The following is a 14473-nucleotide window of genomic DNA, read 5'->3' on the forward strand; positions in this document are numbered from 1 at the left end:
CACCACCCACCCCCGGGGGAGTCCTCCCCCCACCACATCGTCAGGAGAAACCGGTCATGCGCCGCATCACCATCACCGCCGTGGCCCTCGCTGCCGCAGGCGCAAGCTGCCTCGTCGGTTGCGGAAGCGGCTCGCACGCCTCGGCGTCGGGCCCCGTTCACCTGAAGTACCTCTCCCTGGCCTGGCAGACGGAGTCCATTGCCGCGAACAAGCAGCTGGTCGCGGAGTGGAACAAGTCCCATCCCAAGATCCAGGTGGACTATGTGCAGGGCAGCTGGGACAACATCCACGACCAGCTGGTGACCTCCTTCGAGGGCGGTACCGCTCCGGACATCATCGCGGACGCCGCGGACGACATCGTCGGCTTCGCCCAGCAGGGCTACCTCGCCGACATCTCCGGGAAGATCCCCGCGTCCCTCAAGAGCGACATCCCCGCTCAGTCCTGGGGCACCACCACCTTCGGCAAGGGCATCTACGGAGTCCCCTTCCTCCAGGAGCCGCGGATGGTCATCGCCAACCGCAAGCTGCTCCAGCAGGCCGGAGTGTCCCTGCCCTCCGCCGACCACCCCTGGACCTGGGACCAGTTCGACGCGGCGGCCAAGAAGCTGACGCACACCACGGCCGGCAAGACCTCGTACGGCGTCGCCTGGGCCATGAAGTCCCCGGTCAGCGCCACGCTCAACCTGTCCATGGGATACGGCGGCCAGTACCTCTACAAGGACGGCGACAAGGCCACGGTCAAGTTCGACGCGGCCGAGCAGGCCGTGCCCCAGCACATCCACGACGAGGTCAACGTCGACCACTCGGCCGCGCCCCAGGCCCTCGGCCTGAGCGGATCCGACGTACTGCCCGGATTCTTCGCCGGCCAGTACGCGATGGTGCCGCTCGGCATGTCCTACCGCCAGCAGGTCGCCCAGCAGGCGCCCAAGGGCTTCGACTGGGTCGCCCTTCCCGCGCCGGTGGGTACCACCGCCGACCAGGGAGTCAGCCCCCAGACGCTGTCCGTTGCGGCCACCAGCGGCCACCAGCAGGAGTCGATGCAGTTCCTGGCGTTCCTGCTCAACCCGGCGCACCAGGCCACGCTCGCCCGCGGCGACTGGATGCTGCCCACCAGCGCCCAGGCGGCCAAGGATCCGGCGCTCACCACCACCCAGGACGACTGGAAGACCGGCACCGGGATGCAGAAGGACCTGGTCGCCGAGCCGGCGCAGGCCGTCAACGGCTACCCCGAGTGGAAGGACAAGATCGCGACCCCTGCCTTCCAGCAGTACTACAGCGGCAAGATCACCCTTGAGCAGCTCAGCCAGAAGCTCGTCAAGGACGGCAACGACGTGCTGGCACAGAACCGTTGATGAACCTCAGCACCATCCCGGTCCCCCCGGGAGCACCCACGCTCGACCGGGCCCGCGGGGCCCTCCTGGGGCTCGCCGTCGGCGACGCCCTGGGGGCCCCCGCGGAGAACCTCACCCCCGAGGAGATCAAGGCCCGCTGGGGGCGCGTCGAAGGCTTTGTCCTCGACGAGCCCGCAGGCACCGACGACACCGAGTACACGATCTTCAGCGCACTGCTGCTCATCGAGCACGGCCACCAGCTCACCCCCGCCCAGGTGGAGGACGCCTGGCGGTCCCGGATCGCCAACGGCGCCGAAGGGCCCTTCAGAGGTGCCGGATTCAGCGAGCGCAGCACCGTGGAGAATCTGCGGCGCGGCCTCACCGCCCCGCAGTCCGCACAGCACCGCCACGCCTGGAGCGACGGACTGGTCATGCGGGCGGCGCCGTTCGGCGTCTTCGCGGCCGGCGACCCCCTCGAGGCGGCGCGGCTGATCGCCGTGGACGGGTCGGTCAGCCACGAGGGCGAAGGCATCTACGGCGGCATGGCCGTGGCCGCCGCCGTGGCCGTCGCTGTGGCCGGGGCGGATCTCGACACCGCCGTGGACGCCGCGTTCGCCGTCGTTCCGGAGGACTCCTGGACGGCCCGCACCCTGGCCCGCGCCCTGGCTGCCGTACGCGAGGAGAGACACGCCTCGGACGCCACGACACCGCAGGGCCGGGAGGCCGTGGAACGCGCCATCCGCCGGGCGGCCGTGGTCCGCGGCTACCCCTGGACCGACCTCGCCCCCGAAGCGGTCGGCCTCGCGTTCGGCGCGCTCGCCGCGGCGGACGGGGACTTCCGCACGGCCGTGCTGACCGCGGTCAACATGGGCCGGGACGCCGACACCACAGCCGCCGTGGCAGGCGCCGTGGCCGGAGCCCTCAGCGGAGCCGATGCCATCCCCGCGGCCTGGCGGTCGGCCATCGGGCCGGCCGGCGGCAGCTGTCTGGCCTGGGTGAGAGGCCGTCACGTGCTGGAGGTCGCCGACGCACTGCGGCAGGCCGCCGAACCGGCGGCGCAGATCGGAGGTACCCGATGACCCAGACGACCGGGCCCGTCCCGGCCACCGTCACCGGCGGGCGGGTGCACGCCGCCCTGTTCGGCCTGGCCGTCGGCGACGCCGCCGGCTGGCCCGCGGCCCGGCATCGCTCGGCCGTGCTGCCCCCGTGGACCCGCCGGCTGACCGGTGAGCTCGACCGCTTCGCGGAGACACACGCCACGACTGCGCTGCCGGTCCCGCTCGCCCTGAACGTCTCGCCGGCCCCGCTCGCCCTGGGCCCCTCCGACGACGCGGAGTGGGCCGTATGGACCGCTCACGCCGTCATGGCCGCAGACGGCACCACCGACACCGCCGTCGCCGCAGCCCTCGACACCGCCTGGCTGCGCCTCGCAGCGCAGACCTACCCCGAGGAGCCGGTCCCCCCAACCAGCAACTGCGCGCAAGGATCTCCGTCCACTCCGCCCTCGCCAACCTCGCCGCGGGCATGCGCCCGCCCGTCAGCGGCCACGACAATCCGCACTTCTTCGACGACGCGGCCTGCGCGCGCTCCGTCGTCCTGGCCGCGCTGCGCCCGGGCGACGCAGCGGGGGCCGCCGCACTCGCCGAACTGGATGCCCGCTACACCCAGGACGGTGACGGGGTGTACGGCGCCCGGGCGATCGCCGCGGCCGTCGCGGCGGCGCTGGGGAACGCCGGAACCGAGGCAGCGGTGTCCGCGGCCGTCGCAGAACTCCCCGGCCACTCCGAGGCCGGCCGCAACGCGGCCGCCGCCCTGGACATCGCCCGCAGGGCGATCCACTGGGCCGGCGGCCCCGGCCACCGGGCGGCCTTCGCGGCCGTCCCCCGGCTGGAGCAGCAGATCATCGACCACGTCTACAGCTACGGGGTGGCGGCGGCCGAGACCGTGCCGGTCGCGCTGGCGCTGACCCTGGCGGCCGACGGGGACATCGCCGCCGCCGTCCCTGCGGCGGCCAGCCTCTCCCGGATCGCCGACTCCGCCCCCGCGCTCACCGGCGCGCTCACCGGTGCCCTCAGCGGCATCGCGGCTCTCCCTCACGACTGGGTCGATGCCTGCGACATCCTGCTCGGCTGCGCCCACCCCTCACTCGGGGGCTACAGCGTCGGCGAGACGGCATCCGACTTCGCGGCGTTCGCAGCGGGCCCGGCGGTCCGCACCCACACCCATACGCCCGGCGCCCTCCCGGCGGTCGAGCAGAACACCAGATTGGACACAGCATGACCACGCCTCTGGAGGACCGTGCACGCGGCTGCCTGGTCGGAGCGGCGGTGGGTGACGCCCTGGGCGGCCCGGCCGAAGGCTGGACCCCGGAGCAGATCCGCGAGCGCTGGGGAGGACCCGTGCGCGGCATCGTCTCCCCCTACTACGAGGACTGGCGCACAGCGCGGCCCATCGCGCCGTACCACAAGGGCGACGGGCACGTCACCGACGACACCCTGATGACCCATGCGCTCGTCCGCGTCTACGACAAGGTCCGTGACCACCTCGACGCCTACGCCGTCGCCGACCACCTCGTGCCCGAGCTGATGACCCGGCCCCAGTGGATCCCCGAACTGCAGGCGGAGGCACTGCCGCTGCAGCGGATCTTCCTCGCCGAGAAGTGGATCGTCGCCCGGCTGCACTACGGCCACGTCGACCCGCGCGAGGCCGGCGTCGGCAACATCGTCAACTGCGGGGCCGCGATGTACATGGCCCCCGTCGGCCTGGCCAACGCCGGCAACCCGGACGCCGCCTACGCGGAGGCGATCGAGGTCGCCGGGGCCCACCAGTCGTCCTACGGACGCGAGGCCGCCGCCGTCTTCGCCGCCGCCGTCGCCGCCGCCTGCGTCCCCGGCGCGGACGTCGACTCCGTGGTCACCGCGTGCCTGCGGCTCGCCAAGGACGGCACCCGCACCGCCATCGAGGCCGTGTGCGACGTCGCGGCCGGACACGACGGCTGGGAGGACGCCATCGCCCCGCTGCGGGAGGCGGTCCGCCCCTACGACACCGTCGGCGACACCTACCGCCAGCCGAGCCTGGGTGCCCGACGGCCCAGCCGCCTCCACTCCATCGAGGAACTGCCCGTCTCCCTGGGCATGCTGGTGGCCACCGGCGGCGACCTGCGTGAGGCGGTGCTCGGCGCGGTCAACTACGGCCGGGACTGCGACTCCATCGCCACCATGGCCGGAGCCATCGCCGGAGCCCTGCACGGCCGCGCCTCCGTGCCCGCCGAGTGGGCCGAACCGGTGGCCGAGGCCAGCAGGCTCGACCTGGACGCCCCCGGAACCCTGATGGCCGCCGTCGCCGCCGATGTGTTCGCCCAGGACCGCCGGCGCCAGGCCGCCCACGCGGCGGCGTTCTCGGCCCTGACCGGGGAACGCTGATGCCCGCCCTGCTGAGGCTCTCCTGGGTACAGCCGGAAGACCTCGTCGGCCATGAACTGCGGCAGGCCGCCGAGGACGGCCGTGACGTCTCCGGCGTCGCCCGCCGGTGGACCGCCGCCGGAGGCGCCGCCGCCCCGAGCCGCAAGGGCGCCTCCGACCACCCCGCCGGACCTGGGCTGCGCGCCCTCGCCGAGGAGCTGCTGGACGAACTCGACGCCATGCCCGCGCCGCGGGCAGCCGAGGAACCCGACGACCTCGCCGCGATCGAGGCCGCCTGTCCCGCATGGACGGAAACGCTGGACGCGCCGGCCGCCGGACGCCCGCCGTACCTGGACCGGTTGCACGGTGCCTGGCTGGGCCGGGCCGCGGGCTGTCTGCTCGGCAAGCCGGTGGAGAAGATCCCCCGGACCGGCATCCGGGAGATCGCACAGGCCACCGGCAACTGGCCGCTGGCGGGCTACTTCACCGCCGTCGGCCTGCCCGAGGAGATCGCCGCCCGCTGGCCGTGGAACCGCCGCAGCGCACCGACCAGCCTCGCCGAGAACATCGACGGGATGCCCGAGGACGACGACCTCAACTACCCGCTGCTCGCGCTGCTCCTCCTGGAGCGGTACGGCGACCGGTTCACCACCGCGGACGTCGGCCAGCTGTGGCTCGACGAACTCCCGGCCGGGCGGACCTTCACCGCAGAGCGCGTCGCCTACCGCAACCTCCTCGAAGGCATCGAGCCCGAGAGGACCGCCCGCCGCCGCAACCCCTTCCGCGAGTGGATCGGCGCGCAGATCCGCGCCGACCTGTTCGGCTGGACCAACCCCGGCAGGCCCGGTGACGCCGCCCGCGCCGCATGGCGCGACGCAGCGCTCAGCCACACCGCCAACGGCCGCTACGGTGCGATGTTCGTCGCCGCGGCCTCGGCCGCCGCCGCGGTGCTCGACGACCCGGCGGGTGCGTCGCCGTCGGACTGAGCGTCGTACCTCCGGCCTCCCGGCTCGCCGGTGCCGTACGCCTGGCCGTGCAGGCCGCCGGCGAGGAGGAGCACTGGGAGAAGGTCGTGGACCGCATCGAGGCCGAACTCGGCGCGCACCACTGGGTGCACGTCCTGCCGAACGCCGCGCTCGTCGCGGCCGCGCTGGTCCATGGACGCGGCGACTTCGCCGGGTCGGTCACCCGCGTCGTCGCGGGCGGCTGCGACACCGACTCCAACGGCGCCACCGTCGGTGCGATCACCGGGATGCTCGCCGGAGCTGCCGCCCTGCCCGAGAGGTGGACCGCACCGCTGCGCAACCGGCTCGCCACCACCGTGGCCGGCTTCGACGGCATCGGCTTCGACGACCTGGCCCGCCGCACCCTGCCGCAGGTCCGCCACGCGACAGGCGAGCCGCGGTGAGCGGCGGCCCCGGGACCGCCTCCCGGCTGACGCACCCCCGGACACTCGACCTCCCCACCCCCGTACCCCTCCAGGGCGGCGCCGACCTCTCCGCCCTGGACGCAGGCAAGATCCTCGCGGCGCCCGACGACCCCGCCGACTGGCCGGCCTGGCGCGACGCCCTCACCCGATGGCGCCGCGAGGCCCGCGACCGCCTGCGGTACGACCCCGCCCACTACCTGGCGCCCCAGGCGTCCTGGGCGGCGCACGCGGTCTCCATGTGCGTGGCCTGGCTGTGGGACGAGACCCTCTACGACCGCCGGTCCGGCGCCTTCACGCCGGATGCCTTCCTCGACGCCGGCGAGCGCGACTTCGGCGGCTTCGACGCCGTGGTGCTGTGGAACGGCTACCCGTTCCTCGGGGTCGACGGCCGGGACCAGTTCGCGTGCTTCACCGCCGTGCCCGACCTGCCGGACCTCGTCCGCGCACTGCACACCCGGGGCGTGCGGGTCCTGGCGCCCTACAACCCGTGGGACACCGGGACCGGGTACGAGGATCCGGCGGAACACGCCAAGCTGCTGGCGGAGTTGGTGGCCCGGCTCGACCTCGACGGAGTCTTCCTCGACACCCTGCGCGGCGGCGACGACCAGCTGCTGGCCGCCGTCCAGGCGGCCCGCCCGGGCACCGTGTTCGAGACCGAGTCGGCCGTACCCACCAGCAGGATCGATGTGCACCTCGCCTCCTGGGCGCAGTGGTGGGCGGACAGCGAGGTTCCGGGCGTCCCCCGCGCCCGCTGGTACGAACCCAGGCACATGACCCACCAGACCCGCCGCTGGCACCGCGACCACGCCGGGGAACTGCACTCCGCCTGGCTCTCCGGATCAGGCGTCCTCATCTGGGAGAACGTCTTCGGCGCCCGGGTCACCTGGAACGACCGCGACCGGTCGCTGCTGCGCGCCCTGCTGCCGGCCCGCCGCCACTTCGCGGAGCACTTCACCAGCGGCGACTGGCAGCCCCTGGCCGACAGCGCCTCACCCCGGCTGCCCGCGGCCCGCTTCACCCTCGGCACCACGACCGTGTGGACCGTGGCCAACCGCACCGGCGCCCCGTACCAGGGCCCGCTCCTCGACCGGACCGCCGACCCGGCCCTGCGCTGGTACGACGCCGTCGCCGGGACACCACTCGGCGACGACCTGGTGGGAACCCTGCCGCGCGACGGCGTGGCCTGCGTCGTCGCGCTGCCCCCCGACGAGGCCGACGCCCCGCAATTCCGCGCACTGCTGGCCCACGCCCGCACCACCGCCCGCGGCTGGAGCGACGACACCGCCTTCCCCACCGCGCCGCTGCTGCGCACCCCCGTGCCCTACGCACCGCACACGCGCCCGCCCGTCGGGACCGCGGCTGTTCCCGGGGGAACGGTCGTGCAGCGCACGGTCCACCAGGTACGCGAATGCGGCCTGCCCGGCCAGGCGCCCTTCGTCAACGCCTGGAAGCCGCTGCCGCCCCTGCTCCACCAGGACAGCGAGAGCGAACGCACCGTGCAGCTCGGGTCCTTCGCGATCGCGGTGCACGAGGTGACGAACGCGCAGTACGCCGCGTTCCTCCAGGCCACCGGCTACACACCGGTCCGCAGCGAGGGGTTCCTCGCCCACTGGCGTGGCAGCCTGCCCTCCGCGGACACGGAGACACGGCCCGTGGTCTGTGTCGACCTCGATGACGCACGCGCCTACGCCCGCTGGGCCGGACTGCGGCTGCCCACCCCCGCCGAGTGGCAGGCCGCCGCGGAGAACGGCCTCCTGAGCCGCGCCGACCCGCTGGTCTGGAACTGGACCGAGAGCGAGAGCAGCGACGGCCGCACCCGCAGCGCGGTGCTCAAGGGCGGCGCGGCCCACCGGACCCAGGGCTCCGAATGGTATGCGCCCGGCGGCCCCCGCCCGGCCGGCTACGAACTTCCGCTCCCGCTGCCCGCTGCGGGACTGGACCGCTTCACCACGGTGGGCTTCCGCTGCGCCGCGGATCTGGTCGAGCACCCTGCTCCCCGGACCGAGCCGCACCAAGCGTCACCGACGTCATGACACACCTTTGCGAGGACTACCGATCGTGAGTACCACAGAGACGACTTCGGCATCCCAGACCAACGGCCCCGGCCCGCTCGCCGGACTGCGCGTCCTGGACCTGGCGACCCTGTTCGCAGGCCCGCTCGCCGCCACCCTGCTGGGCGACTTCGGCGCCGAAGTGATCAAGATCGAGCACCCCAAGCGCCCCGACCCCTCACGAGGCCACGGACCCAGCAAGGACGGCGTGGGACTGTGGTGGAAACTGCTGGGCCGCAACAAGTCGGCCATCACGCTGGACCTGTCGACCAAGGACGGACAGGACGTGCTCGTCCGTCTCGCGGCCACCGCCGACGTCGTGATCGAGAACTTCCGCCCCGGCACCCTGGAGCGCTGGAACCTCGGCTACGACCGGCTCTCCGCCGCCAACCCCGGGCTGGTGCTGGCGAGGGTCACGGGCTTCGGCCAGTTCGGCCCGTACAGCCGGCGCCCCGGGTTCGGCACCCTGGCCGAGGCGATGAGCGGGTTCGCGGCCATCACCGGTGAGCCGGACGGAGCGCCGACGCTGCCCCCCTTCGGCCTTGCGGACTCCATCGCGGCGCTCACCACGGCCTACGCCGTGATGACAGCCCTCGCCGGACGCGAGCACACCGGCGCGGGCCAGGTGATCGACATGGCCATCATCGAACCCATCCTCACCGTGCTGGGCCCCCAGCCGATCTGGTACGACCAGCTCGGCTACCTCCAGCCCCGCACGGGCAACCGCTCCGCCAACAACGCCCCCCGCAACACCTACCGCACCAGTGACGACCGCTGGGTGGCGGTCTCCACGTCCTCCCAGAACATCGCCGAGCGGGTGATGCGCCTGGTCGGGCGCCCGGAACTGATCGAGGAGGAGTGGTTCGCCACCGGCGCCACCCGCGCGGAGCACGCCGACGAGCTCGACGAAGCGGTCGGCTCCTGGGTCGCCCAACGGTCGAGGGACGAGGTGGTGGCCGCGTTCGAGGCCGCCGAGGCGGCCGTGGCACCCATCTATGACACGGCGGATGTGATGCAGGACCCGCAGTACGCGGCGCTCGGCTCGATCGCCGAGGTCAAGGACGACGAGCTCGGCTCCGTCCGGATGCAGAACGTGCTCTTCCGCCTGTCCGACACCCCGGGCGGCATCCGCTGGGCCGGGCGCCGCCACGGCGCCGACACGGACGAAATCCTGGGCAGACTGGGGATGGACGCCGAGGAGATCGCCTCGCTGCGCAGCAGGGGTGTGCTGTGACCGCGGCATCGGCTCCTCTGCTCACCTGGCTGTATGTGCCGGGCGACCGGCCCGAGGTGGTCCGGAAGGCACTCGGCGCCGGCAGCGATGTGGTGATCGTCGACCTGGAGGACGCGGTTGCCGCCGACCGCAAGGCATACGCCCGGGACGCCGTTGCGGACCTGTTCTCCGAGCCGGGCCACGGTCTGGTCCATGTCCGGGTCAACGCCCTTGACGGCCCGTTCGGAGAGGCGGATGTGCAGGCGGTGGCCGGCCTCCCCGGCGTCTCCGGCCTTCGGCTGCCCAAGATCACCGATCCGGGCGAGGCGGGCAAGGTGGCCGCTCTTGTGGCCGATGTGCGGGGCGCTCTGCCGCCGGTGGGTCTGTATCCGCTGCTGGAGTCCGCGTTGGGCGTGGAGAACGCCTTCGCCATCGCCACGGCGCATCCCGCGATCGCGGGCATCGCACTCGGCGAGGCGGACCTCGGAGCGGACCTCGGCGTCCGGCCCGAACCCGGACTCGACTGGTGCCGCTCCCGGCTCGTGGTCGCAGCCCGCGCCGCGGGCCTGCCGTCACCCGCACAGTCGGTCTTCACCGACGTCCGGGACCTGGACGGCCTCGCCCGCTCCTGCGAGCGCGGACGCACCCTGGGGATGTTCGGCCGTGCGGCTCTCCATCCCCGCCAGTTGGAGACCATCGTCCGGGCATACCTGCCGACGGCTCAGGAGATCGAACGGGCCGCCGAGGTGGTGGCGGCGGCGCAGGCCGTCCCCGGCGCCCTCGCGCTTCCGGACGGCCGTTTCGTCGACCCGGCGGTCGTCGAGGGAGCCCGCCGCATCCTGGCGCTCGCCGAACGCTCCGCGGCCTGACAGCGGAGCGCGAAATGTACCGGCGCCGTCACAGTCTCGGTGAGCTGGGCCTGGCAAGCTCACCCCGGAACGGCGCGCCGGTCACACTGGGGAGCCGATGCCGTACTCAGGAGGAGTTGTGATGCAGGTAGCCGTGGTCACCTTCGACGGGTTCAACGAGCTCGACAGCTTCATCGCCTCCGCGCTGATCAACCGGTGCCGCAAGGACGGCCTGGAGGCCTTCATCACGACGCCGACACCAGTGGTCACCTCGATGAACGGCGTCGAGGTGACCGGGCAGCGCCCGATGGAGTTCGTGACCGAGGCCGACGTCGTGCTGATCGGCAGCGGGGTGAAGACACGCGACGTGGTCGCCGATGCCCGGGTGCTCTCCATGCTGCCGCTCGACCCTTCGCGACAGCTGGTCGGTTCGCAGTGTTCCGGTGCGCTGGTGCTGGCGCGCCTCGGGCTGCTGGAGGGCGTGCCGGCCTGCACGGACATGACGAGCCGGCCCTTCGTCGAAGCGTGCGGTGTCACCGTGCTGGACGCGCCGTTCCACGCCGAGGGGAACATCGCCACGGCGGGCGGCTGCCTGGCATCCCAGTATCTCGCCACGTGGGTGATCACCCGCATGCTCGGGCAGGACGCCGCACGCGACGTCATCGGCTATGTGGCTCCGGTCGGCGAGAACCAGGAGACCGTCGAGCGCGCCTTGCGTGCCGTCCACGCGGGCGAGGTGGCAGTGCGCTAGTGCCGTCCGGGGCCGCCTGCAGCGATGGCGACGAGGCGACCCCAGGCGGCTTGACCCTCTGCTGACCTGCGAACTTCAGCCGAGACAGGAGATGAAGCGGATCCCTGAGGATGGGCAGACCCGTGCCGATCGGGCCGAGGAACTGCGGCCGGGTCCGCCTCTACGGGGTCAAGCTGTCCTTGGCGGCGAACCAGCGACTGCGAGGCGACAGCCCATGGGGGCAGACGCGCATGCGCCGCCACAACCTCGCGCATCCCGCCGGGGTCGTCGAGCATCGCGGCCCCGGCATGCTCAAGCGGTGCGGCCGAATTGGTAGATGCGCCGTACTCGTCCGTCGTCGGCGACCTCGCCCATCAGGAGCCAGTCGATCACTACGTGGCCGAGCTTGCGGTGTTCCGAGGTGAGGCAGCAGCGTGCTGCGAATCGTTGGCCGTCCACGAGGAGGTCGTCGATCCGCATCTGGACGTCGGTGACGTTCTTGCGGGCAGGGGCCGCGTGTGCGATCAGCTGGTCGTGGGTGAGTTCGGTGCCGTCGGTTACCCAGATCGCGTCCTCGGTCACGGTGCGACCCACGATCTGGGCGGGATCCTCGTCGGACAGGGCCATCTCGAGGGTGTAGTCGATCAGGAGGCGGCGTGCGGCGCGCTCAGTGATGTCTGACATGTATGTCATGGTTAGGGATGCCGTTAAGTTTGTCAATGCTGTAAGAGATAAGGCTCGCTGCCGCTGGCGAGAGGACCCCGGATGCACCTGTGCGCCGCTCGAATCCGAACCGCGATCCGAGTGCTTGCCGGGAGCTCCGAGGTGGGCATGGTCGGCGTCCTGTCCTGCAACTCCGCCGCATCGACGCCTCGTTGAGGCCATCGAGGCTTCCGTGCGCGATCACCGGGGGCGTCCAGAGCGTTCTCGCTACGGCGGATCCGAGCGGCCGGCTCGGGCCTCTGTCCCTGGAACGGATCTTCAGGCACCGGAATGCATGGCGACAGCGGCTCGGGGAACTCTCGGCAACGCCCTGTATTGATCGGTGATCATGTGGGCAGTGATGCCTCCTCAACTACACGGCCGGTGCCATCCTCGACGGGCGGCCGTTGATCGGCGTCGACACCGAGGTCAAGGGATGGCTCGGCAACCGCGTCCAGCCCGGCCGCAGTTGGCGGCCGGGCAAGGACTCCGGGAGAGGGGAGCGGTTCTGCCGGTAGGGCTTGTCAGGAGGGCAGTGTCCAGCTCTGGTTGGCGGCTCCGGTGCACGACCAGATCTGCAGCCGGGTGCCATTGGCGGAGCTGGGACCGGTGGCGTCCAGGCACTTGCCGGACTGCGGGTTCACCAGGGAGCCCGACGCGCCGGGCTGCCACTTCTGGGCGCCGGTGCCGTTGCAGTCGTAGAGCTGGATCTGGGTACCGTTGGTGGTGCCTGCGGCAGTGATGTCCATGCACTTGCCGAGGGCCCGCAGGGTGCCGTCGGAGGCCACCGTCCAGTTCTGTGCACCGGTCCCGTTGCAGTCGTAGAGCTGCACCGCCGTGCCGTTGGCGCTGTTGGCGCCCGCGATGTCCACGCACTTGCCGCCGTAGCCGTGGATGGATCCGGTGGATCCGGTGGGCGGCGGGGTGACGGGACCGGACTGCCCGCCGAGCCAGCGCAGCCCCTGGAGGAGCAGTTGGTTCTGCTGGGCGCTGCCGAAGGTGGAGGACAGGGTGGTGTTGGTGGAGTAGTCCATGGCGTTGTGGCCGAAGTTGGCGTAGATCATCTTGTAGTTCCGATTGGACCAGACGATCGGGTAGTAGCCGCTGTACCAGGACTGGTTGGGGTCCGTGCCCACCGGGAAGGTGGAGGAGTCCATCGAGGCGAGGATGTCGATGGCCGGGTTCTGCCGCAGGTCGTACTGCCAGCTGTACCACTCGCTGACCGAGGAGGTGATGGTGGCCGGCAGGCCCGCCGTCGCCGGGTGGGAGGGGTCGTCGATCCTCAGGGTCTCGGCGGTTGGCCCCCAGGTGTTGGTCTGGAAGGTGCCGGTGCCCAGGAAGGTGTTGTGGTACCAGGGCCAGTCGCTGCTGTCGGTGTTGAAGGCCGAGACATGGAAGCCCAGGAAGCCGCCGCCGTTGTTCATGTAGGTCTGGAACGCGGACTGCTGCGCGGCGGTGTGGGGGTAGTCGTCGAGGAACATCACCACCTGGTAGCCGGCCAGGTTGGCGGTGTTGAGCTGGTTCCAGTCGGTGGTCGAGGTGTACGAGAAGCCGTTCTCCGCTGCAACCTGGGGGAACCAGGAGTTGGCCTCGTGGACGAAGCTGATGTGCGCGGCGTCGTAGGTTCCGTTGTAGAAGGCGATCACCTTGAAGGCGGGCGCCGCCTGCGCGGAGTGTGCCGGGCCTGCCAGAACGCCGAGCAGCACGGCAAGGAGCGCGAGCAGCCGTGACAGGGTCCGAAAGCGGATGCGGGCAGGGAGTGGTTTGAACATGCCGGTCCCTCCTCGTGCTCGACGCACGACAACGTGCGCCGGTCCCACCGCATTCAAGGCGTGAATTATGTCCATGTCAATGGTTCAGACCACGTGTGTTCGGAGGACGCCCGCGCACGGGAGCCGCGAGGAGGAGGGCCGGCCCCGGGCGGGGCCGGGCGTGTCCTCACCCCTGGACGGCGCCCTCGCCGACGGCCTGGAAGAAGAAGCGCTGGACGCGGACGAAGGGCACCAGGACGGGACGGCGGCCAGTGGCGTCAACGGTCCGATCCGGCCCTGTTTTTCCGGCCTCGGCCGGCTCCACCGGGGCGCTGTGAGCGTTCGAGGTTGTTCCCGGTTGCGGTGGACCCACCCTTTCAGGCAGAAGCCCGATGTGCACGGCGTCGGCGCAGCACCCGTACAGGGAATGTCCAGAGCCATGCGACGGCGACGATGCCGGCGACGGCCGCGCCCACGGGGTCATGCCACCAGCCTGAATCACCGGGTGGGAAGACCTCCTCCCCACCCGTGTCCACGGCGGCGAGTGCCGAACCGATCGGAGCGCTCTTCACCCCCGCCATCTGTACCCGGTCCCGGCGCTGCGCCCCGTCAGCGGACTGGAAGTCACCCACTTCTCCGCAGCCATTGTTGCTGCACAGCACCTGGGTGGCGATCCACGTGCCGACGCGCCCCCTGCCCTGGTGGGCAGCCCAGGCAGGTCCGGTTGCGTAGACAAGTGCGAGGCAAATGATCAGGGCCACGGGTCCCGCAATGTAGCGCCACCCGAATCGGCGCCAGCCTGGGAAGTACATGACGGGCACTGTACGTCCCCGGCGGTTGATGCGGGATGCAGGGGTCGAGTTTCACGGGCATGCGGTGATGGGGCGGGCTGAGACCGGAACCTGGGGCCACCTCAGGCCGGAAGCCTTATGCCTGCCGCGTGCAGGTGAGGCCGACCGGCGCCGGAAAAGTGGCATCGGAACAGACCGTTGACGCCCGACCAGAGCTGGAAACGCT

The 14473-nt window shown here is 71.8% G+C and carries 10 protein-coding genes and 1 pseudogene; 9 read left to right on the top strand and 2 right to left on the bottom strand.

All coding sequences use genetic code 11. The features are described from left to right. Positions 1 to 56: 56 nt before the first annotated feature. The 9 genes and pseudogenes from AB0761_RS36235 to AB0761_RS36275 all read left to right on the top strand — a co-directional run bounded on the left by AB0761_RS36235 (position 57) and on the right by AB0761_RS36275 (position 11024). Entirely contained in the window at positions 57 to 1352 is a 1296-nt protein-coding gene (locus AB0761_RS36235) for an ABC transporter substrate-binding protein (protein WP_377273524.1), read from the top strand. Next, positions 1352 to 2410: an ADP-ribosylglycohydrolase family protein gene (locus AB0761_RS36240; protein WP_377273525.1), complete on the top strand. Its 1059-nt coding sequence runs from the start codon at positions 1352 to 1354 to the stop codon at positions 2408 to 2410. The genes AB0761_RS36235 and AB0761_RS36240 overlap by 1 nt, the downstream gene beginning before the upstream one ends. A gap of 445 nt (positions 2411 to 2855) precedes the next feature. Then, a complete protein-coding gene (locus AB0761_RS36245; RefSeq protein WP_377273526.1) occupies positions 2856 to 3611 on the top strand; it encodes an ADP-ribosylglycohydrolase family protein in 756 nt (251 codons plus the stop codon). Continuing rightward, positions 3608 to 4753 carry an ADP-ribosylglycohydrolase family protein gene (locus AB0761_RS36250; protein ID WP_377273527.1) on the top strand — a complete coding sequence of 382 codons (1146 nt, stop codon included), beginning with the start codon at positions 3608 to 3610 and terminating at the stop codon, positions 4751 to 4753. The genes AB0761_RS36245 and AB0761_RS36250 overlap by 4 nt, the downstream gene beginning before the upstream one ends. Then, positions 4753 to 6140: pseudogene (locus AB0761_RS36255) on the top strand (ADP-ribosylglycohydrolase family protein). The gene AB0761_RS36250 and the pseudogene AB0761_RS36255 overlap by 1 nt, the downstream one beginning before the upstream one ends. After that, a complete protein-coding gene (locus AB0761_RS36260) occupies positions 6137 to 8194 on the top strand; it encodes an SUMF1/EgtB/PvdO family nonheme iron enzyme (protein WP_377273528.1) in 2058 nt (685 codons plus the stop codon). The pseudogene AB0761_RS36255 and the gene AB0761_RS36260 overlap by 4 nt, the downstream one beginning before the upstream one ends. 25 nt (positions 8195 to 8219) lie before the next feature. Continuing rightward, a complete protein-coding gene (locus AB0761_RS36265) occupies positions 8220 to 9446 on the top strand; it encodes a CaiB/BaiF CoA transferase family protein (protein ID WP_377273529.1) in 1227 nt (408 codons plus the stop codon). Next, positions 9443 to 10294 carry an HpcH/HpaI aldolase/citrate lyase family protein gene (locus AB0761_RS36270; protein WP_377273530.1) on the top strand — a complete coding sequence of 284 codons (852 nt, stop codon included), beginning with the start codon at positions 9443 to 9445 and terminating at the stop codon, positions 10292 to 10294. The genes AB0761_RS36265 and AB0761_RS36270 overlap by 4 nt, the downstream gene beginning before the upstream one ends. Positions 10295 to 10415: 121 nt before the next feature. Continuing rightward, a complete protein-coding gene (locus AB0761_RS36275) occupies positions 10416 to 11024 on the top strand; it encodes a DJ-1/PfpI family protein (protein ID WP_377273531.1) in 609 nt (202 codons plus the stop codon). Between the two features lie 291 nt (positions 11025 to 11315). Here the strand turns inward: AB0761_RS36275 and AB0761_RS36280 are convergent, their stop codons facing one another. Together AB0761_RS36280 and AB0761_RS36285 are read right to left on the bottom strand one after the other, a co-directional pair. Beyond that, positions 11316 to 11687: a hypothetical protein gene (locus tag AB0761_RS36280; RefSeq protein ID WP_377273532.1), complete on the bottom strand. Its 372-nt coding sequence runs from the start codon at positions 11685 to 11687 to the stop codon at positions 11316 to 11318. A gap of 542 nt (positions 11688 to 12229) precedes the next feature. Then, entirely contained in the window at positions 12230 to 13477 is a 1248-nt protein-coding gene (locus tag AB0761_RS36285; protein WP_377273533.1) for a ThuA domain-containing protein, read from the bottom strand. Positions 13478 to 14473 lie beyond the last annotated feature (996 nt).

It is taken from the genome of Peterkaempfera podocarpi, assembly GCF_042466665.1.
Lineage (GTDB): Bacteria > Actinomycetota > Actinomycetes > Streptomycetales > Streptomycetaceae > Peterkaempfera > Peterkaempfera podocarpi.

Excerpts from the sequence above, each read along its gene's own strand:
- AB0761_RS36235 (WP_377273524.1), top strand. The coding sequence starts at position 57 with ATGCGCCGCATCACCATCACCGCCGTGGCCCTCGCTGCCGCAGGCGCA.
- AB0761_RS36275 (WP_377273531.1), top strand. The coding sequence starts at position 10,416 with ATGCAGGTAGCCGTGGTCACCTTCGACGGGTTCAACGAGCTCGACAGC.
- AB0761_RS36240 (WP_377273525.1), top strand. The coding sequence starts at position 1,352 with ATGAACCTCAGCACCATCCCGGTCCCCCCGGGAGCACCCACGCTCGAC.
- AB0761_RS36250 (WP_377273527.1), top strand. The coding sequence starts at position 3,608 with ATGACCACGCCTCTGGAGGACCGTGCACGCGGCTGCCTGGTCGGAGCG.
- AB0761_RS36285 (WP_377273533.1), bottom strand. The coding sequence starts at position 13,477 with ATGTTCAAACCACTCCCTGCCCGCATCCGCTTTCGGACCCTGTCACGG.
- AB0761_RS36280 (WP_377273532.1), bottom strand. The coding sequence starts at position 11,687 with ATGTCAGACATCACTGAGCGCGCCGCACGCCGCCTCCTGATCGACTAC.
- AB0761_RS36245 (WP_377273526.1), top strand. The coding sequence starts at position 2,856 with ATGCGCCCGCCCGTCAGCGGCCACGACAATCCGCACTTCTTCGACGAC.